The organism is Clostridium sp. OM05-6BH (genome assembly GCF_003481635.1).
Taxonomy (GTDB): domain Bacteria; phylum Bacillota; class Clostridia; order Lachnospirales; family Lachnospiraceae; genus Butyribacter.
Genome location: NZ_QULH01000001.1, coordinates 117,531 through 142,120, shown reverse-complemented (window position 1 = coordinate 142,120; position 24,590 = coordinate 117,531). Strand labels below are relative to the sequence as shown.

Here is a 24,590-nt window from a genome sequence, read left to right as displayed (position 1 = left end):
ATGCTGAAAGTTGCAGTGATCGGAGTGATGGGGGCGTTATTAGCTCTATTGTTAAAAGGGGAAAAGGCAGGACAAAGTCTGTGGGTTGTTTTGGCAGCGTGCCTTTTGATCATGGGAATTTCATTATCTAAGCTTGAGAATATCCTGACAATGATCAGGGAAGTGGAGGAGGCGCTTGGAAGTGGAGCGTTATATCTGCAGGTTTTGCTCAAAATGATAGGGATTTCTTATATTGCAGAATTTGGTGCAGAAATATGTAAAGATGCCGGATTTGGTGCTGTGGCAGGGCAGATTGAATTTTTTGGAAAAATCATGCTGCTGGCGGTTAGCATACCGATCATTCAAAATTTGATCACATTGATCGGGCAAATGGGAATATGAAAGGAGGCACCTATGGCTGAGAATGGGACAGATGTGATCTTAGATGAAATATCCGGAGATGAGATCCAGAGTGTTTTGGATACGTTGATGGGGAACTCTTCTATTTCTTTTATGGATTATGTTGCATCTATCATACAGGGAAAGGTCCCGTTTGATCCTACTGATATGGGAAGACAATTGATTCAGAGTGTTTTCGGGAATATCGGTCAGCAAAAGAGTATGCTGTTGTATGTATTGCTCTTGGCGGTCATTGGAGCAGTTATTGCGAATTTTTCCAAGCTGATGCAGGGAAAACAAGTTGCAACAACAGCATTTTATGGGGTGTATCTGTTACTGTTTTCGGTATTAACAGGTGCATTTATGCAGGCATCAACGCTGGCAGTGCAGACGTTATCCGGATTGTTAGAGTTTATCAAGGTGCTGACACCGGCGTATTTCATCAGTATGAGTTTTGCCAGTGGAGCAGGAGCGGGGGCGGTATACTATGAATTCACATTAGTCATCGTAGCCGTCATTGATCTGGTTTTAGTGAAGATACTGTTACCTGCTATTAATGTATTTTTTTTGCTGCAGCTTGCCAACGAACTATCAGAAGAGGAAATGTTTGGCAAGATGGCAGAGCTGGTGAAAGATCTGGTTACATTGGCGCTGAAGACAATGTTTGGGATCATGATGGGGATCAATGTGATTCAAGGCTTGATCGTTCCGGTGTCAGCAGAACTTCAAAATTCTACATTGATCAAGGCGGGGGGCGCGATACCGGGTGTGGGAAACACGATCAGCACAGTGACAAATACGGTGCTTGTTGCCGCTAAATTGGTAAAAAATGCGGTTGGTGTTGCCGGCGTGCTTGTCGTATTTTTACTCTGTGCAGTGCCATTACTTAAGTTGTTATTTTGGCAGTTTGGCTATCAACTGGTGGCGGCCGTAGTACAGCCGGTGTCAGAACCACGCGTTATACGCTGTTTAGGAGCGATTAAAGAATCTTTAGCATTGCTGGTGCGTGCCGTAGCATTTGGTGCCATGTTGTTTATTGCGTCTATTTTGGTCATCAGCAGCATGACTTGATACAGAAAAATCCGGGTTCGGATTGTTAGTATGATCAGATGAGGGGGAACTTGATTTCAGATTGGCAGAATGATCTGATACAGGAAGGGGAGATTGTCGTATGCAGGAGTGGATCCGACAGATTATCATTTACGTTATTTTGGTAACGGTTCTGCGCGGCTTGATCATGAAACCGCAGTATGAGCAGTATTTTCGCTTTTTTAGTGGGATCGTACTGATCTTGCTGGTAGTCAGTCCGGTGCTACGCGTTATACATCAAGATACGGCTTGGCATGATACGGTGGAGCAATATTTATTTCAAATGGATGTAAATGATATCCAAGAGCAGCTCGCAGTTACGGAGGGCAGGAGACAGGAGGTTATTATGCAGCAATATATGGAGCAGTTAGAAGAGCAGATTAAGAAGCAGGCCGGGCAGCATGCTCTGCCTGCGGATGAGGTAACTGTGAAAGCGGATGCAAAGGGAGTGATTCACAAGATAGAACTGCATCTGAAAACAGAGGAAACCAGCAAGGTCACAAAGGAGCAATTGCGGCAATTTAAGAACCAATTATGCAGTCAATATAAACTGCAGAAAGAGCAGGTAGAAATATGGATCTAAAAAATATATGGGGCTCGGAGGGGAAAGAACCATTGCGGCTTCAAGATATTGGGCTCCCCAAGATCCTTGTGATCGTGGCAGTAGGCATTGTACTGTTGGTGCTCTCTTTGCCGGGGACAGGTGGTTCTCAAAAGAAGATCGGAAAGCAGGAAAACTCATCGGATGTGACATCAGAGGAGGCATCAGAGCAGATTGCGTTAGATGCTATGGAGCAATATAACAAAAAGATAGAAAAGGAACTTTGTGAACTGTTAAGAAAGGTAGATGGAGTGGGTGATGTGCAGGTGATGATCACTCTTGCTTCATCGGAAGAGCGGGTAACGCTGCAAAATGATTCTGCAACAACGGAAAGTACAGGAGAGGATGGAACCGGGTCCAAACGGCAGAAGGAATCGGCGACAACGGAAAGTGTTCTTGTCCGCAAAGATGGACAGGATACGCCATATCTGGTGCAGATATTAACGCCGGAGATTGAAGGCGTGGTAGTCGTGGCGTCGGGGGCCGATAGTGGTCAGACAGACACAGAAATAATTGCAGCGGTGCAGGCATTATTTCCGGTGCAGGCACATAAAATTAGGGTAATGAAGATGAAATAACATATGCAGCGTATGCGGCAAATGAGATAGTTGCTGAAATACGCAGAAAAGAGGGAAGTTTATGAAAAAGCTTGTACACAAAAATCAAATTATCATTACTGCCCTTGCGGTGATGATCGTGGTGGCAGGATATTTGAATTTTACGGGACAGGAGATTGCGACCGGTAATATTCTGCAGAAAGATGCAAAACAGACACAGAGTACGGTGAAGACGGATGGTAAAAAAACGGACAAAAAAGAGAGTAAAACGACGAAGATATCAAAGAAAGGCGCCAAGACAACTGCCAAAAAGGCGGACAGTAAAAAGGATGCGGTGACGAAAGATATATCCGAAGAAGACAGTGCAAAAGTTACGGTCAATGATAACGGAGAGGTCGTAGCGTCACAGGAAAATCCGGGAGAAGCAGTTATGGTATCCAATACGATCGGGACGGATTATTTTTCTTCGGCAAAACTTTCCAGGGAACAGACGCGTGCCAAAAATAAGGAAACTTTGTTAGAGATTGTCAATAATAAGGCGTTAGCCTCTGCGGACAAAAAAGCAGCGGTCAAAGAAGTGGCTGCGATCACTAAATTGTCGGAAAAAGAAAATGCGACGGAGATGATGTTAGAGGCAAAGGGATTTGCAGATGCAATGGTCAGCCTGAGTGACAAGAGTGCGGATGTTGTTGTTAATGCAGAGGAGTTAAGCAGCAAACAGATGGCTCAGATTATTGATATTGTGAAACGTAAGACAGGATTTGCGGCAGAAAATATTGTTATTACACCGGTGCAGATTGAGAAAAATTAGTAATACATTGCAAATCTCCTGTTTTTTGATATAATAAACTGTGAGGTGCTGATGCTTTCCTGAAATATGCATAGCACACAAATGACAGGTTATAATATCAGCGGATAAAAGGAGGTTATTATCGTGGCTAACGAACAGAAAAATAAAAGTATTGGCGAAGTAAAGATTGCAGCCGATGTTGTTGCAGCGATTGCCGGATTGGCGGCAACGGAGGTTGATGGTGTATATGCTATGGCAGGTACACTTACCAATGAACTGGCAGGAATGCTTGGCAAGAAAAAATTAACGAAGGGCGTTAAGGTACAGATGGAGTTAGGTGTTGTGCATGTAGACATGATGATAAGTGTACGATATGGATACAGCATTCCAAAGGTGACCGAGCAGGTACAGGAGAGAGTAAGCCAGCAGATTGAGACGATGACGGGTCTTACGGTTTCAGAGGTTAATGTACGTGTATCCGGAGTAAATCTGGGCAATGAGTAGAGGAGAATTGAACAAGAATGGCTAGGAAATTGACAAGAAAAGAAATGCGGGAACAACTATACCGTATGTTATTTCAGTTGGAGTTTCACAAAGATGCAGAGTTAGATGAACAGTTGGCTCTTTTTATGGATGATCTGCAGGAGATCAGAGAGGCAGATCGTATAGAATTAGCAGATAAATTTCATGGAGTGGCTGCTCATGTAGAGGAGCTGGACTCCATGATCAATGACAAATCTACCGGATGGAAAGTGGGTCGATTGCCAAAGGCGGATCTGACCGTACTTCGTCTGGCAGTTTATGAGATCATGTTTGATGAAAACGTACCGGATAATGTGGCTGTGAATGAGGCTGTAGAGCTTGCAAAACAGTATTGTGGCGATAGTTCACCGCGTTATATTAATGGAGTGTTAGCTGCCGTTGTACGCGAAAGGAGCAATACGGATGCAGAGACGCAGTAGCGGTGTCGAAAAGATATGCTCGGTTTCGCAGATCAACCAGTATATCAAAAATCTGTTTGTCAGAGATTATTTGTTGAGCCGCGTGCAGGTGCAGGGAGAAATATCAAATCTTAAATATCATTCTTCCGGTCATATTTATTTCACGTTAAAAGATGAAGCAGCACAGATTTCCTGCGTGATGTTTGCAAGTTATACAAGAGGTATGACGTTCCGATTGGAAGAGGGACAGAATGTTCTTGTGTATGGGAGCATCAGTGTATATGAAAGAGATGGAAGATATCAGTTGTATGCCCGTGATATTAGTATGCAGGGTGCCGGTAAATTATACGAAGAATATGAAAAACGAAAAAAGCGCCTCCTTGAGGAGGGGCTTTTTGACGAAGAAAATAAAAAGCCACTTCCCAAATATGCGAAGACGATCGGTGTGGTGACAGCTCAGACAGGTGCGGTTATACAGGATATCTGTAATGTAACCCATCGACGTAATCCGTATGTACAGATACGGTTGTATCCTGCCAAGGTACAGGGAGAGGGAGCTGCACAGACAGTGATCCGGGGAATTCGTTATTTTGAAAAGACGGATGTAGATACGATCATTATCGGGCGTGGAGGTGGATCTATCGAGGATCTGTGGGCGTTCAATGAAGAGGAACTGGTTCGAGTGGTGGCTGCGTGTACAAAACCGATCATTTCAGCAGTAGGACATGAAACGGATACAACGCTGACAGACTATGCAGCGGATATGCGAGCACCGACCCCATCGGCGGCCGCAGAATTAGCAGTGTATTCTTACCGGGATCTTATGATGGAACTTAGAGAATCTGCGAGACAATTACAGCAAAGTATCTATCATTTGATCAAGTTGAAGAAAATCTTGCTGACCAGATATGAAATGGCATTATCTCATTCCAGTCCACAGGATCAGATCCGACAGCGCAGGTTATATTTGGCGGACAGTGAGGAACGCTTAAAGCGTTTGCTGGAACAAAAACTTACTTCAGCAAAGCATCAGATGGCGTTGTATGCAGAAGAGTTAAAGGGGCTTTCACCGCTCTATAAATTGCAAGGTGGTTATGCTTATGTGGCAGATGACGCCGGCAATAATATTAAGTCGATCGATCAGTTGAAAAAGGGACAGCGATTGACCCTTACTTTGAAAGATGGACAAGCAGATGTTGTGGTGCAGGATGTAGCATCAAAGCGCTAGAAAGGCAGATAAATTATGGCAAAAAAATTGAGCATAGAGGAATCTTTCGAGCAGTTAGACACGATCATTGGCAGCTTGCAGCAGGGGGATCTGTCGTTGGAGGAGTCCTTTCAAAAATATGAAGAGGGAATGAAACTGATCAAACATTGTAGTGATACAATTGACAAAGTAGAAAAGAAACTGGAGATCATAGAGCAGGAGGAAACAGAGGGGTGACAAGTATGACACAAGAACAATTTCAGGATGCATTAAATGCGCGAGTATCCACAATAGAAAAGGTATTAGTGAGTGCATTGCCAAAGAATATTACGATGCAAAAGACGATTGCAGATGCGATGGAATATAGTCTGATGGCGGGTGGCAAGCGTCTCAGACCGATGCTCATGTTAGAAGCTTATCGGTTGTTTGGCGGCAGTGATGAAGCTGAGATTGAACCGTTTATGGCAGCAATTGAGATGATCCATACGTATTCTCTCGTGCATGATGATCTCCCGGCGATGGATAATGATGAGTATCGTCGTGGCCGCAAAACCACACATATCGTCTATGGTGAAGATATGGGGATCCTTGCCGGGGATGCTTTACTCAATTATGCATATGAAACAGCGGTGGAAGGTGCACTTAAGCTGAAGGATCCGGCAAATGGTTTGAAGGCACTGCAGATTTTAAGCCGCAAAGCCGGAGTATATGGAATGGTAGGAGGTCAGGTGGTCGATGTGGAATTGACCGGCAAGCCGATTTCGGAAGAGCAGCTCGATTTTATATATCGTTATAAGACGAGTGCACTGTTAGAGGCTTCTTTGATGGCCGGGGCTGCTTTAGCCGGCGCCGCTGAAGAAGAGATTGCACAGATAGAGTGTGTCGGCAGATTAGTCGGGTTAGCTTTTCAGATCCAGGATGATATTCTAGACTTGACAAGTACGGCGGAAGAGCTTGGTAAACCGATAGGCAGCGATCTGCGTAATGAAAAGACAACCTATGTATCTTTGCATGGGATGAGAGAAGCAGAGGAAGCAGTCGAAGGGTATTCCAAAGAAGCTGTGGAGATATTAGAAAATCTTTCAGAAGAAAATCAATTTTTAGATCAACTGATCGTGTCGTTGATCCACCGCAAGAAATAAATACTTTTGATGGATAATATTTGCAAAGAAAGAATTATGTCTGCGGATCAGAATCAGCGGATATAGAAAGGAATGACAGACTACTGTAATGTTAGAGCAGATAAAAGAAGCAAATGATATTAAATTGATAGATCCGTCCGAATACCGGGAGTTAGCGCGAGAGATCCGTAGATTTCTTGTGCGCAAGGTCAGCAGAACGGGAGGACATCTCGCCTCCAATCTGGGAGTGGTGGAGTTGACGATGGCAATGCATCTGTGCTGTGATCTGCCGGAAGATAAGATTGTATGGGATGTGGGACATCAGTGCTATACGCATAAGATATTGACCGGGCGACAGGATGCGTTTGACAGCCTTAGACAGTATGGCGGCATGAGTGGTTTTCCAAAACGTGGAGAGAGTGAATGTGATGCGATGGATACCGGGCACAGTTCAACATCGATCAGTGCTGCGCTGGGACTTGCCAAAGCGAGAGATCTACAGGGCAGACATAATAAGATATTTGCAGTGATCGGAGATGGTGCTCTGTCTGGAGGAATGGCGTATGAAGCGTTAAATAATGCAGCCAGACTCAGATCCAATATGATCATCGTATTAAATGATAACCAAATGTCAATTTCCAAAAATGTAGGTGGAATGTCGAACTATTTAGGTAAGATCCGTACCGATACTAATTATACGGAGTTAAAGCAGGATGTGGAGAATGCTTTGGAGAAATTGCCGCATTTTGGAAATCGTTTAACAGAGCGGATACGCGGTGTCAAAGATTTGATCAAACGTATCTTCATTCCGGGAATGTTGTTTGAGGATATGGGAATCACTTATATTGGTCCTATTGATGGCCATGATATAGGACAGATGGTAACGGCATTTAATAGTGCTTCTAAATTAAATGCAGCGGTAATCGTTCATGTGGTCACACAAAAAGGAAAGGGGTATCCGCCTGCACAGAAAGACCCTTCTTCGTTTCACGGTGTGGGACCGTTTCGGGTATCGGATGGTACATTACTTCATAGCAAAAAAGATGTACCGACCTATACCAAGGTGTTTCAAAATGTGATGCTAGAGACAATGGAAGATCGGGAAGATGTCGTGGCCATTTCGGCTGCAATGCCAACCGGTACCGGATTATCTGCTGTTGCTGAGCAATACCCGGATCGCTTTTTTGATGTTGGCATTGCCGAGGAACATGCAGTGACTTTTGCAGCGGGGCTTGCGTTAGGCGGCAGCAGACCGGTCGTGGCATTGTATTCTACTTTTTTGCAGCGTGCCTATGATCAAATACTGCATGACGTCTGCATTGGCAGCCTTCCGGTTGTCTTTGCGGTGGATCGCGCCGGATTGGTCGGAAGTGATGGTGAGACGCATCAGGGAATCTTTGATATTGCCTTTTTGTCACAGATGCCAAATCTGACAGTAATGGCCCCAAAAAATTCGCAGGAATTAGAGGATATGTTCAGTTTTGCGTTTGCACAGGAAGGACCGGTTGCAATCCGGTATAGCAGAGGAGCGGCGTACGATGGGCTGTCGGATCATAGAGAAGCGATCCGAGTGGGAAGGTCTGAATGGATACACACCGGACGGGATATAGCTGTTATTGCTGTGGGAAGTATGGTTGAAGTCGCAGTTCATGTGGTGGAAATGCTTCAGCAAAAGGGATTAGATCCTACGTTGATCAATGCCAGATTTGTCAAGCCGATGGATGAGCAAATGTTAAAGCAGGTGGCAGCACAGCATTCCATTGTTGTGACGATGGAAGACGGTGTGATCACCGGAGGTTTTGGACAGGCAGTTGCAGCATGGTATGCAGCGACAGAGCGGGGTGAAAAGTGTCCGAAGATCGTTAATATCGCATTGCCGGATGCATTTATAGAACACGGAACGGTGCAACAGTTACGAAGTAAATACGGCCAGGATGCGGAGAGCGTGGCGGCTCGTATTGAACAGGTATGGAGGCAGCAGTGAAAGAGAAAAAAAAGAAAGAACGGCTGGATGTTTTACTTGTAAAGCGTGGGTTAGCAGAATCCAGAGAAAAAGCGAAAGCCATTATTATGACAGGTAATGTTTTTGTTGAGGAACAACGCGAAGATAAAGCGGGAAGTACGTTTGCAGAAGATGCGCAGATCCGCATCAAGGGAACGCCGATGAAGTATGTCAGCCGAGGAGGATATAAACTGGAAAAGGCAATGGAACTTTGGCATGTGCCATTACAGGACAAGCTGTGTATGGACGTAGGATCTTCTACCGGTGGTTTTACCGACTGCATGCTGCAAAATGGTGCGGTTAAGGTGTATGCTATTGATGTAGGGACAAACCAACTGGCTTGGAAATTGCGTCAGGATGAGCGGGTAGTATCCATGGAAAAGACGAATATACGATATGTTACGCCGGAAGATATTGCCGACCCGATTGACTTTTCCTCCATAGATGTTGCTTTTATTTCTTTGACCAAGGTATTGATCCCGGTATGGAATCTGTTGAAAAACGGCGGCAGGGTTGTATGTCTTGTGAAACCACAATTTGAAGCAGGCAGAGAGAAGGTTGGCAAAAAAGGTGTGGTCCGGGATAAAAAGGTTCATGAAGAAGTGGTATGTCATATAATGACATATGCACTATCTATGGGATTTGAGATCTTAGGGTTAAGTTATTCACCGATCAAAGGACCGGAGGGTAATATAGAGTATCTGTTGTACATAGAAAAACCGCAAGATGCGCAGGCACTTACGGAAATTGCAGAAGAAGCAGATCAGAAGGCAGAAGAACAGTTCGAACAACAGTATTTGGCACTTGCCAAAGAGACAGTGGAGGCAGCGCATGAGGCATTTTTGTATCATCACGAATAGCGATAAAGGGGCTAATGCACAGATTGCACAGAGGGCAGTGCAATATTTGCGTGCGCACGATGCAGATTGCGTCATATTACCAAATTTTCTGGAAGAAACCGGAGGGATCAGGCATTTTACGGCGGTACAGGATATTCCCAAAGACGCTGAGTGTGCGATCGTGCTTGGTGGAGATGGCACGATGATACAGGCAGCGATCGATCTGGTTCATTGTGATGTGCCGATTTTGGGAGTAAATACGGGAACGCTCGGGTTTTTGACGGAAGTGGAATGCCAAAATCTGGAAGAGGCGCTGGAACGGCTGCTTAAGGATGATTATACGACAGAGAGTCGTATCATGTTAAAAGAAACCGCAAAATTTAAGGGGGAAGACAGCCGCACATCCTGTTATGCATTAAATGATATGGTGATCGCCAAACAGGGTGAATGCCGCTTGATCACGGTGAAAGTATTTCAGGGGGAGGAACTTGTAGATATTTATCGTGCAGACGGACTGATCGTGGCGACACCGACCGGGTCGACCGGATACAATCTGTCGGCAGGAGGACCGGTGTTGGTACCGGGACTGCATGCAACGGTGATCACACCGATATGTGCACACTCTCTTAACAAGCGGAGTCTTTTGTTAGATGCTAAAGAACGTATTGTCCTGGAAATCGGACAGACGAAAGAAGCCGGGGAGGATACGGCAGTGCTGCAGGCAGATGGGCGGACGGTTGGTATGTTGAAAACGGGTGACAGACTTGTACTCGAGGTGCCGCATGCTACGACTGATTTCATCAAATTATCCGGATTGAATTTCTATGAGAAGATGCGGCAGAAATTAAACGGCAACTAATGCTAACGGCAGAAATCGGAGTGAGGTGCGGAATATATGAAACTGGAGCGAAGAGCGAAGATCATAGAGTTGATCGGAAAGTATGAGATCGAGACGCAGGAGGAGTTAGCGGAAAGATTGCAGCAGGCAGGGTATTCTGTGACGCAGGCAACGATATCGCGTGATATTCGTGAGCTAAAGCTGACAAAAGTGTCTGTGGGAGATGGTCCCAGACAAAAATACACGCTGCTTCAGGAAGAGGCTAATTTATATCAAAAGTATGTCCGTGTACTGCAGGATGGTTTGATCTCTTTGGAACAGGCAGAAAACCTGCTGGTGATCAAAACGATTTCCGGTATGGCGATGGCTGTTGCGGCGGCGATCGACAAATTGGAGATTTCCGGTGTGGTCGGGACGATCGCCGGGGATGATACGGTGATGTGCGCGATACGGTCTGTTGGGGAAGTGGCAGCAGTGCAGATGCGGATCGCGGAACTGGTTCATGAGGATAGACAGTAAACTTATTTCGTGATATACTGGAATTTGGCTGGGTGCGTACAAACAGCATTCGCAGGAACGACAGGGCTGAAAGACACAAGGCGGCTTTGTTCGTAGTGTGAAATAAGAGAAAGGAAGTAAAAAAAATGTCAGGACATTCAAAATTTTCAAACATTAAACATAAGAAAGAGAAGAATGATGCAGCAAAAGGTAAGATCTTTACTGTCATCGGAAGAGAGATTGCGGTAGCCGTCAAAGAGGGCGGTCCGGATCCGGACAATAACGGCAAACTTCGTGATGTTATTGCGAAAGCTAAAGCCAATAATATGCCAAATGATACGATCGAGCGTGGTATCAAAAAAGCAGCAGGTAATATTGACGCAGTTAATTACGAAGAGGTAACTTATGAGGGATATGGTCCGAATGGTACGGCGATCATTGTAAAAGCGTTGACAGACAATAAGAACCGTACGGCTAGTAATGTCCGAAACGCCTTCACAAAGGGTAGCGGAAGTGTTGGAACACAGGGCTGTGTATCCTATATGTTTGATGAAAAGGGACAGATCATTATCGACAAGGAAGAGTGCGATATGGAGGCAGATGATCTGATGATGATCGCATTGGATGCAGGAGCTGATGACTTTAATGAAGAGGATGATTCCTTTGAAATTACGACAGCACCGGAAGATTTTAGTGCAGTTAGAGAGGCGTTAGAGGCAGAGAATATTGCGATGGCAAGTGCAGAAGTCACAATGTTGCCACAAACGTATGTTACGTTGAATGATGAAAATGATATTAAACAGTTGCAGCGTACATTGGATCTGTTAGATGAAGATGATGATGTACAGTATGTATATCATAATTGGGATGAGTAGACGGTTAAGACGAGATATAGTTCTGCCGAAATAACTATTAGAACGTTGTAATTGTTGGAAATGAGGAGAATTATGAGCCGACAGAAGAAATGCCTTTATCAAAAAATCATAGCATTAGTTTGTTTATTTGCGGTATGCCTGACAGGGTTTGCCGCTTATTTTGCTATTAAGAATACGGGATCTGTACAGGCAGCAGAATATACATTTACGGATAGTTCCGGTAATCAGGTAGGAGATGGAGGGCGTATTGCAATGCGTCGTTCGAGGGATACTTTTGCTGTGCTTGGAATACAGTCCAATGATGTCTGTACATGGCAGAGTTTGAATCCCAGTCTTGTTGAGATTGAAAATGCAGATGCCGCAGGATTCAAAAAAGGTGGTACCGCCGTATTAGTTGTCAAACAGGTAGATGCGCAGATTCGTGATGTGACGATTCGTGTTACGATCGATCATGCAGATGGTACTTCAGATATTATAACAATGACGTTGGAACTTGCGTTTTCTATCAACGAATATCTGACGGGAGTACAGGGTGTTAAGTTAGAAAAGTTGTATCCGGAAGATTCCAGAAAAGCATTGATCATGAATTACGGAAGCAGCGTAAATATAGGTTCTTCTACCGACGGCAATAATTTTCTGAAGTTAATTTTCGGAAATGGTAAAGAAGCGGATTGGGTATGCAGTAATACAGATGTTATTCGATATAATGCTGTGAACCATGTATTACAGGCTGTAGGAGCAGGTCCTGCAACACTTACGGTGACATGGACGGAAGGTACAGACAGTTACACGGATACGATCAATGTATTTGTCAGGCCGCAGATACTATCGCAAGATGGCAACACAATATTAGCCGGTGGTTCCAGTGATACCGGATCGGTTGTGGTAAGAGACGGTGATATGATCCAACTTACGGTTGAAAGTGATGCAAACCCGCAGATCGCAATCGGTGATAAGATCAGTTGGGTTATTTCCAAAGGAGAAGGAGAACATTCTGTGTTAGTACGCGATTCTCTTGGCAATTTGGGACAAGATTATCAGGATATTGACTTGTATTATTTCCGCAGCAATGGCAAGTCGTACTACCGTGTTGATGCTAAGTCCGGAGAATACAACATTCAGTTTTATGTCAAAGGAACCTACAAAAGTTTTGAGGATAGTAAGTCAGGCAATTGTGCGTGCGGATCTGTAAACTTAAAGACGAGCGTATCGTGTGACTTCACCGATAAGGAAGTTACAGTAAGTCTCGGTGGTACCTATGATCTGTCGACGGCGTTTAACATTCCGAGAGATGTTCTGAAAAAGAAGTTTACGGCAACTGTTTTAGGAGCGACCGGTAATTCGATCATTTCTATTGATGAAGCGGAGATGTTAGTTCGAACAAAGGCACTCGGTAATGCAAAATTATCAGTGAAACTGAACGGATCGGTTTCGACCGATGAGATTCCGGGCTTTCCAACGGGAACAGATACGGTTACTGTGAGCGTGACCGTTGTAAATACATTTTCCTTAAATATATCTGAAACAAGTATGGCAGTCGGCAGTACATTAGATCTGCATGGTGTCATTGGTTCAGATGCCGTAGCAGAGGCATCGCAGTTTGAATGGACCGTAGATGGCGAAGAGTATGTTTCGCTCAGCGATACAAAGGGACAGTATATTACGGTGACTGCTAAGAAAGAAACGCCAGCTAACACACATGCTACGGTTACTTTGAAATGGACAGACAGTGATGGTGTTACTTGGGTCGCTTCTTGTGTGATCACGGTTAATGTAGCCGCGACAGATTTTATGATCACACCGGATCATGCATCGATCGAAGTAGGAGGCAGCGTTACATTACATACCAATATTGATGCGCCGAAAGCGAATATTGAATGGATATCTTCGGATACATCAATGTTAAAAGTTTCCGCCAATGATGGTAATATTTCGGCTGAAGTAACAGCCTTAAATAAAGTCGGAAGTGCTGTTATTACCGCTTTTAATATGGATAATAAAGCGTACGCAACTTGTGTGATCACGGTCACTGCACCGATCACCAGTCTGCGCATTGATAAAGGAACAGAGTATACAACGACACTTGCGTCCGGTTTTGTATTTTTGAAAGCATTGTACGAGCCGGCAAATGCAACGGAAACAGAGCTTGTCTGGACTGCCAGAAATGTGAATTCTAATATTTCTGAGCCGGTTGCCAGTGTTGATAAGAATGGTGTTGTGACATTGTTAACGGAGGGCGAAACGATCATTACAGTTACGCCAAAGTATAATCCGAACCATGTACAGGCACAATGTATTATTACGATCAAAGAAGATCCGATCACGGAGATTACGACAGATGTTACGCATTTGGATATGATCGTAGGGGATATTTACCAGGTAACAACAACGTTTAAGCCGGAAAAACCATCGGATCCTACATTGAACTGGAGTGTGATCAGTGGGGAAGAAGTAGTCTCTGTTGACGAAGAGGGTCGAATTACAGCAATTTCTGCAGGATCAGCAGTTGTAATGGTAGAAGGTAATCCACGTAAGGATGGTAAGAGTCCTGCAAAGACAGCGATTTCTATTACAGTGCGCAATCGATTGCAGTCGATCGAATTTGCAGAAAAATATGTAGAAGTAGAAGAGGGAAGTGATCTGACGCTGGAAGTCTTATTCAATCCTTCGGATTCTGTCAATAAAACACTGCATTTTGCATCTGCCGATGAGGAAGTAGCGACAGTAACTGATGAGGGTGTTGTACATGGTGTAACAGTAGGAGGTCCGGTAGTTGTTACTTGTTGGGCAGAAGATATCGGTAAGCAGGATCCGATCCAATGCTATGTTACAGTTGTAGAAAAGAAAGTTCCGGCGACAGATTTTGCCGTCAGTCCAACGAACAAAACTGTTACGGTAGGTGGTTCGTTCCAGATCAATGCGGTCTTTACGCCGGAGAATGCAACGGATAAGTCCGTGAAGTATGAATCTGGAAACAGCAGTGTGGCAAAGGTTGATGCCAAGGGCAAGGTTACCGGTGTGAAGACAGGAGTTACGGCAATCGTGTGTACGGCAGTGGAAAGCGGTATCACACGTACCTGTACAGTGACCGTAGTACCGGCCGTTAAGTTGAGACTATCACCGGTCAGCAAAAATATTGCGAAAGGACATAGTTTTACGATCCGCAAGATCGTAGCACCGTCAAATGCTAGCACAGCTTCGAATTGGAGAAGCTCGAATTCGAAGATTGCGACGGTCAATGCGAATGGTAAGGTGACCGGTAAGAAGTATGGAAGCTGTACGATAACCTGTACTTTGGTGCAGTCCGGTGTCAAGGCGACTTGCCGTGTTAAGGTGTCCAAGTTAAAAACAAAGATCAAATTAAATAAGACCAATATACGTATTGGTGTTGGACAGTCATATCGTTTGAAAAAGACGATAACAACGAATGGAACGAAAGCTCCTTCTGTTAAATGGCGTTCTTCGAATAAACGAGTGGTCAGCGTAAGCTCCGGCGGTAAAGTGAAAGGAAAGCGGATCGGTGCTGCTAAGGTGACAGTGACGACGAAGGGCAAAATAAAGGCGAAGGCAACTTGTCGTGTAACAGTTATTCGTCGGGTTACAAGTATTACAATGACCAAACAGTATGCTACCTGTTTTGTGGGTCATTCGATCAAGCTGAATGTATCGATCAGACCAAAGAAGGCAAGCATTAAAAAGCTGAAATGGAGATCCTCGGATAACAGCATTGCTACGGTGACCGGAAGTGGTAAAGTGACAGGTCTCAAAGCAGGAGAGGTTACGATCACAGCGCACACTAAGGATGGCAGCAACAAGAAAACGGTATGTCATGTCAAAGTGATGGAGGAAATTCCGGTTTCCAGTATTGTAGTGGCGCAGTCCAGTCTGACGATGAAACGCGGAGATAAGGCAAAACTTGCTTATAGTGTACTGCCAAATAATACATCGGATTCCTTGAAGTTTGCTTCGGACAACAAGCGTGTTGCAAAGGTAAATTCCAATGGCGTGGTTACTGCGGTAGGAACCGGTAATGCAACGATCACCATCATGTCGAGTGGCGGTGTAAGTTCTACCGTAAGTGTAAATGTCGTGGCGATGAATAAGTCATCGTTGTCCATGCGGCAATATGATACAGAAACATTGACGGTATTCGGAACCAGTGATACCGTTACGTGGTATAGTTCTAATGCACGTGTAGCCAGTGTTGCAAATGGTGTCGTGACAGGACGAGGAAAGGGTACGACCTACATTTATGCGTATGTCAATGGATGTAAAGTGGCATGTAAAGTGACGATCGTGTCTGTGAATAAATAATATTGAACCAAAACGTCAGCCGGGATTCCGGTTGACGTTTTGTAAATAAAGCAAAAGAGAGTATGAATGAAGATAGAGTAGAAGGAGGTACCTGGTGTTAGTAAACTTGCATGTGAAAAATTTGGCGATCATTGATGAAGTGGAAGTCGATTTTTCCGAAAATATGAATGTACTCACCGGTGAAACCGGTGCGGGAAAGTCTATCATTATCGGATCGGTCAATTTGGCATTAGGCGGTAAATTTACCGGAGATATGATACGGACCGGAGCGGATCAGGCATTGGTGGAATTATTGTTTACCGTGGACCGCCCAGAGCAGCGAGAAGCACTAGAAGCACTTGGCGTAACGGTAGATGGAGAGGATGTGCTGATCTCTCGTAAATTAATGCAGAAACGCAGTGTATGTCGTGTCAATGGAGAGACAGTAACACAGTCTTTGATCAAGAAGATTGCCGGAATATTGATCGATATTCATGGACAGAATGAGCAGCAGTCGTTGTTGCATATGTCAAAACATATGGAAATTTTGGATCGTTATGGGAAGGAAAAACTTGCACAGGCATTGCAGGAATTTGGGGAACATTATCGCAACTATCGGAATATACAGGCAGAATTGGAAGAGGGACAAATACCGGAAGAAGAGCGTCTGCGGGAAACCTCTTTTTTACAGTATGAACTACAGGAGATCACAGAAGCTAAGCTGCGCGAGGGCGAGGAAGAAGAGCTGGAAGAGAACTATCAAAGACTTTCTCATGCATCTGCGATTGCAGAAGGTTTGGGTGAGGCCTGCCGTTTGACTGCGACAGACAGTGGGGCAGCCAGTGATCAGATTGGAGAAGCACTTCGTCATTTGCACAAGATTGCAGAATATGATGAGTCTGTACAGGGCTTTGCAGATCAGTTATCAGAGATTGACAGCCTGTTAGGGGATTTTAACCGTGATGTTTCCGGTTATATGGAAGATTTTGAGTGCGATCCGCAGGAACAGATGCAAGTGGAAAAAAGACTCGATCAGATCAGATCCCTTCAGGCAAAATATGGCAGTACGGTAGAAGCTGTCGAGGAATATGCGGCAAATGTTGCAGAAAAATTGCAAAAATATGAGGAATATGATACGTATCGGAAGGAATTGCAGGAACAGCTTGCTGTTGAGGAAAAAGAGCTTTCCACGCAGAGTACGGTCATTACGCGATACCGCAAAGAATATGCAGCGGTGCTAGAACAAAAGATCACAGAGGCATTGGTGGAACTGAATTTCTTACAGGTGCAGTTTCATATCGAGGTGCGTCAGACAGCCGATTATTCTGTCAATGGACGAGATGAGGTTGAGTTTATGATCTCGACCAATCCGGGAGAGCCGATGCGTCCGATCGGAACGGCGGCATCCGGTGGTGAATTATCTAGAATTATGTTAGCAGTTAAGGCGGTACTGGCGGAACATGATGAGATCAGTACATTGATCTTTGATGAAATTGATGTAGGGATCAGCGGTCGAACGGCACAAAAAGTCGCAGAAAAAATGGCGCTCATTGGTGGATGTCATCAGGTGATCTGTATATCACACCTTGCGCAGATCGCGGCTATGGCAGATACGCATTATCTGATCGAGAAAAATAATGAAGATGCGCATACGGCCACATCGATCTACGCTTTGGACGAGGAACAGTCTGTGCAGGAGCTTGCAAGAATTTTGGGCGGCGCACAGATCACAGATGCCGTGATGGACAGCGCACGTGAGATGAGAGAACTTGCGATCCATAAAAAGGCAGAGATCCGTCAGTCTATTTCGTGAGCATATCTTCAATAAAAATACCATACCCTTTGCGGGGATTATTGACAAATACATGAGTGACAGCTCCGATCAATTTTCCGTTTTGGAGAATAGGACTGCCACTCATTCCTTGTACGATTCCACCGGTTTTTCGGAGTAATTCCGGGTCAGTAACCCGAAGAACAAGATCTTTGTTATCTTTTGCATTCATCTGAACTTCATCAATCATGATTTCGTAATCTCTTATTTCTTTGCCAAGCTGACAGCGAATGGATGCTTTGCCGGTTTTTATTTCTTGTTTCAGTGCTAACGAGATTCCTTTTTCTTCCTGATATTGGTATGCATGGTCGGATACCTTTCCTGAAATCCCCCAATGATTATTTGTTAATACAGAACCGATCTTATTGTTATTATTCAAATGAACGATTCCGGATAATTCGCCGGGTGTTCCCTTTTTGCCACTTACGATCTTATTGACGGTAGCTTGATATAAGCCGCCATTATTTAATTCGATCAACAGACCGGTATCTACATCTGTAATGCCGTGCCCCAGAGCGGCAAAAGTATTGTTTTCTAATACACAGGTCATCGTTCCAATGCCTTCGGTATCTTCTCTAAGCCAGATTCCCAGACTGTAAGAACCATCTTTTGTGGCAATGGGATTTAGCTTGATCTGAAGATCCTTATTATTGCGTCGGATCTTCAGAGTGACGGTTTTTGAACCGTTTTTCTGTAGGAGGGAAGTAACCTGTTGAATGTTTTGGACGGAAGTTTCATTGATGGCTAACAGGTAATCGCCGGCATTTATGATATTTTTGGCAGGGTGATACATAAAACCATCATTGCCCTGTACATCGGACGTGCCGAGGACCATGATGCCGTCGGATTCCAAATAGATGCCGACAGCGTTCCCGGCAGGCATCACTTTTGTTTCCGGTACAACATCAATCGTCAGAGAACCGCAGGGGATAACACCAAACAGAGACAGACCTGCTTTGTAGCTTCCGATATGGTTGCCAACTGCCTGTATTTTCCGTCCGGAACGTGCATGATTTGTGGATTTAACATCGTTTTGAAAAGAGACGGCTTTGGCATCATCTGACGACAATTTGGCATAAAACGGAAAGCCCAGATTAAAACTTTCGGTGCGATTTTTATATAATATCAATTTCGTCGGTATTTTTTTAGCTGCGGCAGTGTAATAACGACAGGAAATTGCTCCAAATACAATAAGCAGCAGGCAAAGGAGTACACAGCGGTAAATGCGTTTTCTTTTTTGAATATTTGGATTCATAAACTGTCACCACGCCTTTCTGAAAAAACTTGTTGATGGAAAGTATGTACGAAGTCCGGCAAATTTATACATGGCGTCATACGACACAAACTACCAAATAATAACAGTGTTTTTAACATATTATGCCAGTACACGTCGAATAAAAGAATAGGACACTGCTTGAGTTTGCAATTGATCAGAATTTATAATGAAAACAAAGTAACTGCAGTGTTTCTTAGGGAGAATGGAGGCAGAATGTGAAAAAGGTTAGGGTATTAGTAGTAGACGACAATCGGCGAATTGTTAATTTATTGAAAAATGCATTGGAAAAAGAAGAGGAAGTGGAAGTAGTCGGGACAGCATCGGATGGAGAAGAGGCGTTGCAGATTATACATTTGAAACGACCCGATGTTGTATTGTTAGATCTGATCATGCCGAAGATCGATGGTCTGGGGGTGATGGAACGGATGCAGCGGCCGGACTTCCCGGTACATCCACAGGTGATAGTCGTGTCGGCGGTCAGTCAGGAAAGCGTTACAGAGCACGCATTTGCATTGGGAGCGGCTTATTACATTTTAAAACCTTTTGATACACGTGTTATCATAGCGCGCGTCAAGTCAGTAGGAATGACGGGAGAGAAAGGTGATAAAGTAGTTACTACGGTTTTCGAAAATAGAAATCGTTTGCAAAATCATTCAATGGAGGCAGAAATAACACAGACAATTCATGAAATTGGTGTCCCGGCGCACATTAAAGGATATCAGTATTTGAGAGATGCTATTCTGATGTCGGTCAGTGATACGGAAATGCTTGGAGCGATCACCAAACGGTTGTATCCGAATATTGCCAAAAAACATCAGACAACGCCAAGCCGCGTGGAGCGTGCGATCCGTCATGCGATCGAGGTGGCGTGGAGCCGTGGAAAAGTCGATACTATTGAGGAATTATTTGGTTACACGGTCAGCGACCGCAAAGGAAAACCAACGAATTCAGAATTTATTGCACTGCTTGCTGATAAGATTCGATTGGAATACAAGATGAACGCATAATTGATAAAAAATACTTTTCACCATCTTCGATTTAGTTTATAATAAAGGGAGTATGTGTCTGCTAAATATTAGCAAAATATCAGTGGATATGTACACATCAGTAATAGGACTGGTGGGGAGCAAATTAAATTGGGGAATCCGAAAGAAAAAGGAGGTATTCCATGAAAAATGTATTGTTTGTAGCATCAGAATGTGTACCATTTGTAAAAACAGGTGGGTTGGCAGATGTTGTGGGATCATTGCCAAAATACTTCGATAAGAATGAATTTGACGTGCGCGTTATGGTGCCAAAATACGCATGTATTCCAGAAGAATGGAAGAACAAAATGAATTATGTAACACATTTCTATATCGACCTGGCTTGGAGAAAACAGTATGTCGGTATTATGGAAATGGAATATGAAGGCGTAAAATTTTATTTTATTGATAATGAGTTTTATTTTGCCGGTTTTCAACCATATGGCAATATACATGAGGATATAGAAAAGTTTGCCTTTTTCTGCAAAGCATCTTTGTCCGCACTGCCGAGTTTAAATTTCCGTCCGGATATTATTCACTGTCATGACTGGCAGACAGGTTTGATTCCGGTATATCTGAAAGATATGTTTGCGGAAAATCCATTTTATCATGGCATTAAGACAATTATGACAATACATAACTTGAAATTCCAGGGAGTATGGGACTTGCAGAAAGTACAGGATATTACCGGATTGAAGTCATATTTCTTTACTTCTGACAAATTAGAGGCATTTGGGGATGCCAACTATTTGAAGGGCGGTATTGTATATGCAGATATTGTCACGACTGTGAGTGATTCCTATGCGGAAGAGATCAAGATGCCATTTTATGGTGAGCATTTGGATGGTCTAATGCGTGCCAGAAGTAATTCGTTGGTCGGTATTGTCAATGGACTGGATTACAACGAGTATGATCCGGAAAAAGATCCATACATATATCACAACTATAATGTTAAGAATTTCCGCAAAGAAAAGATCAAAAATAAACGCGGTCTGCAGCGAGAGCTCGGATTAGCGGAAGATGATAAGAAATTTATGATCGGTATTGTTTCTCGTTTGACAGATCAGAAAGGTTTTGATCTGATCGACTATGTGATCGAGGAGATCTGTGCAGAAGATACGCAGCTTGTCGTACTCGGTACCGGTGAGGAAAAATATGAGAATCTGTTCCGTCATTTTGAGTGGAAATATCATGACAGAGTATCTGCAAATATTTTCTATTCCAATGAACGTTCACACAAGATTTATGCAGCCTGTGATGCGTTTTTGATGCCATCTCTGTTTGAACCTTGTGGATTGAGTCAGTTGATGAGTCTTCGTTATGGAACCGTGCCGATCGTTCGTGAGACTGGTGGACTGCGTGATACTGTGCAGCCATACAATGAGTATGAAGGTACAGGAACCGGTTTTTCCTTTGCAAATTATAATGCGCATGAAATGTTAAATACCATTCGTTATGCTAAAGATGTGTATTTCAATCGCAAACGTGAATGGAACAAGATCATTGATCGTGGCATGGCAATGGACTTCTCCTGGAACTCATCTGCGCAGAAGTATGCAGATCTGTATAACAGAATGTAATACGAAGAGTCTTTCTGAAGCGACCAAAGTGGTCGCTAAGAAAGACTATGCTTCGCATAGCAAATTTGAGCTGATGCTCAAATTTGTGGCTGTATCGACTTTTATTATGTCTCATGGGAGGAACGTGAGTGTTGCGATTGGATAAATGGCTTGCCGAGATGACGACGGGGAGTCGTGCAGAAGTGAAGAGATGGATTCGTCAGGGGCGAGTCACGGTAAATGGAATGAAAGCACAGCGTCCGGAAATTAAGTTGGATCCGGGCAGAGATCAAGTGACCTTAGACGGTGAGCGGATCATATACGAGCAGTTTTGTTATTATATGCTGAATAAACCTGCCGGCGTTGTTTCTGCAACAACAGATAGAGAGCATAAAACGGTAATAGATCTGTTACAGGAAGCTAATACACAAGATGTTTTTCCTGTGGGCAGGTTGGACATTGATACGGAAGGATTGCTGCTGCTGACGAATGATGGTGCCTTAGCACATGAGCTTCTTTCGCCGCGTAAGCATGTTGATAAAACATATTTTGTGCGGATCGCCGGTAATTTGTCCGATGCAGATGTGAAGCAGCTAGAGCAGGGAATGGATATCGGTGATGAGAAGCTGACGTTGCCGGCGAAAGTATCTTGTTTGGAGCAGTTCCCAGAGGAACAGGAGCAGACGGTTACGATAAAACTTCGTGAAGGCCGTTACCATCAGGTAAAGCGTATGTTTGCTAAAGTAGGTCATCCGGTATTGTACTTACAGAGAGTGAGCATGGGGACGCTTACCTTAGATGACTCTCTGAAGACAGGAGAGTACCGGGAACTGACAGCCGATGAAATTGCAGCATTAAAGCGATGAGGACTATTATCCAAGTAAACAGAATAAGTATTTCATGATAAAAGCGCTGGAACCGGCCGTTGGTCGATCCTAGCGCTTTTTGCTTTGATAGAACATGCCACCATGAATTTTGTCGATTGTTTTTATGGCACTAACCAATCCGCTGCCTCGTTGGTTTGTAGTTAGTGTATGAAGTTTGATTATATTATATAAATGCCTTGTCAAAAATATTTTCAATTCCTCACCCATTATATTTTGGGAAAATCATGGGAAAACTACAATAGAAAACTACAGTGGTGGATCGAAAAAGCTTGATAGAGCATATAAAAAATTACTTGCTTTTTGAGGAAAATTGTGATAACATATACGGCAGTGAGTTTCTTAGGAAACCGCAGTGCTGAAATAGCTCAGTTGGTAGAGCACTTCACTCGTAATGAAGGGGTCGTCGGTTCGAGTCCGATTTTCAGCTTTACATAAATCCTTGAAAATTATATGTATTTTCAAGGATTTTTATATTATTCAAACTTCCCATACCGGAAGTAGTGTCCGAACCACATATTGCTTATTATGTCAGAATACGTGCGCATGATTTCTGCGCATAATGGAGTTTCGAAGAAACTCCTAAGATGAGCACAGTGTGCTCATTATGTCAGCAATAAATATGATATTTTGCAGCCGATAAACTAAATTATTCTGTCATCCGAGAACTAAGATAATTGCCGTAGAACGCAACGTTTTTACGTAATTTCTTATTTTGTTAAGTCTCTGATATATACATGCCTGAAAGAATGTCTGAGATGTCCCGGTTTAGCAAGGTATCATCCATTTTTGGACGGGACGCTTTCGCTACGATGCGCTACGTCACGTTACTTAATGTCTCTGAAATACGAGACATAAGTAACGACGAGCGCAAAGTCCCTTTCAAAAATGATGAATACCTTGCTTCCGGGACTTCGAGTTCTCTGTAAGGCATGTAACTCAATCATCAGAGACAACAAAATTTAGAAATCACTAAAAACCAAAATGCGGCAAGGCAATTACTATAGTTCTCGGATGGCAGAAACCACTTTTTAATGGCTGCAAAATGCAATATAGTCATTGACATAATAAGCAATATGTGGTTATGGAAATTTGCGGTATGGAAAGTTTGAGTATATTATAACCAAACTTTGCGGAGGTTGTGTTATATAACGACAAAGGGGGGCGTCATGGACAAAACGATTGCTATTGTTACGGGAGCGTCAGGAGGTCTTGGCAGAGAATTTGTCAAGCTACTATCCAAAGAAAAGAAACTTTCTGAAATCTGGGTAGTTGCCCGGAATGCGCAGAAATTGCAACAACTGGCTGAAGAATTTGGCACTAAAATACGACCGATTGCCAAGGATCTAAGTGATAATGTTCAGAGGAAAGAGCTCAGTGCAATGATTGCAGAAGAGCGTGCAGCGATACAGTATCTTATAAATAATGCAGGTTATGCAAAATTTTGTTCTTATGATGATCTGAGTGTGGAGGAATCCATTAATATGATCAATCTTAATATTAGTGCGGTGGTTGCGCTGGGACTGTATTGTATTCCGTATATGAAACCGGGTAGCCACATTATTAATATTGCTTCCCAAGCGTCGTTTCAGCCGCTTCCGTATCAAAATATTTACAGTTCTACCAAAGCTTTTGTTCGCAATTATACACGAGCATTGAATGTGGAACTGAAGGACAGACGTATTACGGCAACGGCGGTGTGTCCGGGATGGATCGATACCGGTCTTTATGAGAGAGGATTGATCGGTGCAAAAAAGGCAGCGATCAATTTTGCCGGGATGGTACAGCCGGATGTGGTTGCGGCTAGGGCGATGCGGGATGCACGCCGAGGAAAAGATATTTCCGTATACGGAGCACATGTGAAAGGTGCACATTTTGCCAGTAAGCTGCTTCCACAAAAAGTAATGATGAAATTATGGTTGAAACAGCAGCATTTAAAATAGCAACGAAGCAATACCGGCACAGATAGATGGAAAGCGGGTGATG

The 24,590-nt window shown here is 43.7% G+C and carries 22 protein-coding genes and 1 tRNA gene; 22 read left to right on the top strand and 1 reads right to left on the bottom strand.

From position 1 onward, the window contains the following. From DXB73_RS00680 to recN, 17 genes are all read left to right on the top strand, one after another. Positions 1-381, top strand: coding sequence for a SpoIIIAC/SpoIIIAD family protein (locus DXB73_RS00680; RefSeq protein ID WP_022024381.1), 381 nt, complete (start codon positions 1-3; stop codon positions 379-381). Positions 382-393: 12 nt separating this feature from the next. Further along, entirely contained in the window at positions 394-1,449 is a 1,056-nt protein-coding gene (locus tag DXB73_RS00675) for a stage III sporulation protein AE (protein WP_118689802.1), read from the top strand. Between the two features lie 100 nt (positions 1,450-1,549). Next, positions 1,550-2,050, top strand: coding sequence for a stage III sporulation protein AF (locus tag DXB73_RS00670; protein ID WP_118689801.1), 501 nt, complete (start codon positions 1,550-1,552; stop codon positions 2,048-2,050). Beyond that, positions 2,041-2,646 carry a stage III sporulation protein AG gene (locus DXB73_RS00665; protein WP_022024379.1) on the top strand — a complete coding sequence of 202 codons (606 nt, stop codon included), beginning with the start codon at positions 2,041-2,043 and terminating at the stop codon, positions 2,644-2,646. The genes DXB73_RS00670 and DXB73_RS00665 overlap by 10 nt, the downstream gene beginning before the upstream one ends. A gap of 61 nt (positions 2,647-2,707) precedes the next feature. After that, positions 2,708-3,436, top strand: a complete 729-nt coding sequence (locus DXB73_RS00660; protein ID WP_118689800.1) for a SpoIIIAH-like family protein — start codon at positions 2,708-2,710, stop codon at positions 3,434-3,436. A gap of 123 nt (positions 3,437-3,559) precedes the next feature. Then, complete coding sequence (locus DXB73_RS00655; protein ID WP_022024377.1) at positions 3,560-3,919, top strand: Asp23/Gls24 family envelope stress response protein; 360 nt, start codon at positions 3,560-3,562, stop codon at positions 3,917-3,919. Positions 3,920-3,936: 17 nt separating this feature from the next. Beyond that, complete coding sequence (gene nusB / locus DXB73_RS00650) at positions 3,937-4,377, top strand: transcription antitermination factor NusB (RefSeq protein WP_022024376.1); 441 nt, start codon at positions 3,937-3,939, stop codon at positions 4,375-4,377. Then, on the top strand, positions 4,361-5,584 hold the full coding sequence (gene xseA, locus DXB73_RS00645; RefSeq protein ID WP_118689799.1) for an exodeoxyribonuclease VII large subunit: 1,224 nt from the start codon (positions 4,361-4,363) through the stop codon (positions 5,582-5,584). The genes nusB and xseA overlap by 17 nt, the downstream gene beginning before the upstream one ends. Positions 5,585-5,599: 15 nt before the next feature. Further along, positions 5,600-5,800 carry an exodeoxyribonuclease VII small subunit gene (xseB, locus tag DXB73_RS00640; protein WP_022024374.1) on the top strand — a complete coding sequence of 67 codons (201 nt, stop codon included), beginning with the start codon at positions 5,600-5,602 and terminating at the stop codon, positions 5,798-5,800. A gap of 5 nt (positions 5,801-5,805) precedes the next feature. Next, on the top strand, positions 5,806-6,705 hold the full coding sequence (locus tag DXB73_RS00635; protein ID WP_118690032.1) for a polyprenyl synthetase family protein: 900 nt from the start codon (positions 5,806-5,808) through the stop codon (positions 6,703-6,705). An 88-nt stretch (positions 6,706-6,793) separates the two neighbouring features. Further along, on the top strand, positions 6,794-8,668 hold the full coding sequence (gene dxs, locus DXB73_RS00630) for a 1-deoxy-D-xylulose-5-phosphate synthase (protein WP_118689798.1): 1,875 nt from the start codon (positions 6,794-6,796) through the stop codon (positions 8,666-8,668). Continuing rightward, the gene (locus DXB73_RS00625) at positions 8,665-9,546 is read left to right on the top strand and encodes a TlyA family RNA methyltransferase (RefSeq protein ID WP_243034666.1); all 882 of its coding nucleotides are present in this window, start codon (positions 8,665-8,667) and stop codon (positions 9,544-9,546) included. The genes dxs and DXB73_RS00625 overlap by 4 nt, the downstream gene beginning before the upstream one ends. Then, the gene (locus DXB73_RS00620) at positions 9,518-10,384 is read left to right on the top strand and encodes an NAD(+)/NADH kinase (RefSeq protein WP_022025173.1); all 867 of its coding nucleotides are present in this window, start codon (positions 9,518-9,520) and stop codon (positions 10,382-10,384) included. Before DXB73_RS00625 ends, DXB73_RS00620 begins: the two co-directional genes overlap by 29 nt. A gap of 36 nt (positions 10,385-10,420) precedes the next feature. Beyond that, positions 10,421-10,882, top strand: coding sequence for an arginine repressor (locus DXB73_RS00615; protein ID WP_118689797.1), 462 nt, complete (start codon positions 10,421-10,423; stop codon positions 10,880-10,882). A gap of 125 nt (positions 10,883-11,007) precedes the next feature. After that, positions 11,008-11,736, top strand: coding sequence for a YebC/PmpR family DNA-binding transcriptional regulator (locus DXB73_RS00610; protein WP_022025175.1), 729 nt, complete (start codon positions 11,008-11,010; stop codon positions 11,734-11,736). A 72-nt stretch (positions 11,737-11,808) separates the two neighbouring features. Continuing rightward, positions 11,809-16,050 (top strand): Ig-like domain-containing protein, encoded by a 4,242-nt coding sequence (locus DXB73_RS00605; RefSeq protein ID WP_182448156.1) that lies wholly within the window; start codon positions 11,809-11,811, stop codon positions 16,048-16,050. A gap of 94 nt (positions 16,051-16,144) precedes the next feature. Next, complete coding sequence (recN, locus tag DXB73_RS00600) at positions 16,145-17,842, top strand: DNA repair protein RecN (protein ID WP_118689795.1); 1,698 nt, start codon at positions 16,145-16,147, stop codon at positions 17,840-17,842. Here the strand turns inward: recN and spoIVB are convergent. Next, a complete protein-coding gene (gene spoIVB / locus DXB73_RS00595; protein WP_118689794.1) occupies positions 17,832-19,115 on the bottom strand; it encodes a SpoIVB peptidase in 1,284 nt (427 codons plus the stop codon). The genes recN and spoIVB overlap by 11 nt on opposite strands. Positions 19,116-19,351: 236 nt before the next feature. Between spoIVB and spo0A the strand changes: the two genes are divergently transcribed. From spo0A to DXB73_RS00570, 5 genes are all read left to right on the top strand, one after another. Then, positions 19,352-20,143 (top strand): sporulation transcription factor Spo0A, encoded by a 792-nt coding sequence (spo0A, locus tag DXB73_RS00590; protein WP_118689793.1) that lies wholly within the window; start codon positions 19,352-19,354, stop codon positions 20,141-20,143. Between the two features lie 161 nt (positions 20,144-20,304). Next, positions 20,305-21,741, top strand: coding sequence for a glycogen synthase GlgA (glgA, locus tag DXB73_RS00585; protein ID WP_118689792.1), 1,437 nt, complete (start codon positions 20,305-20,307; stop codon positions 21,739-21,741). Positions 21,742-21,869: 128 nt separating this feature from the next. Then, positions 21,870-22,586, top strand: coding sequence for a pseudouridine synthase (locus DXB73_RS00580; protein ID WP_182448155.1), 717 nt, complete (start codon positions 21,870-21,872; stop codon positions 22,584-22,586). 375 nt (positions 22,587-22,961) lie between these two features. Further along, positions 22,962-23,034, top strand: a tRNA-Thr gene (locus tag DXB73_RS00575). A gap of 739 nt (positions 23,035-23,773) precedes the next feature. Continuing rightward, a complete protein-coding gene (locus DXB73_RS00570) occupies positions 23,774-24,547 on the top strand; it encodes an SDR family NAD(P)-dependent oxidoreductase (protein ID WP_118689791.1) in 774 nt (257 codons plus the stop codon). Positions 24,548-24,590 lie beyond the last annotated feature (43 nt).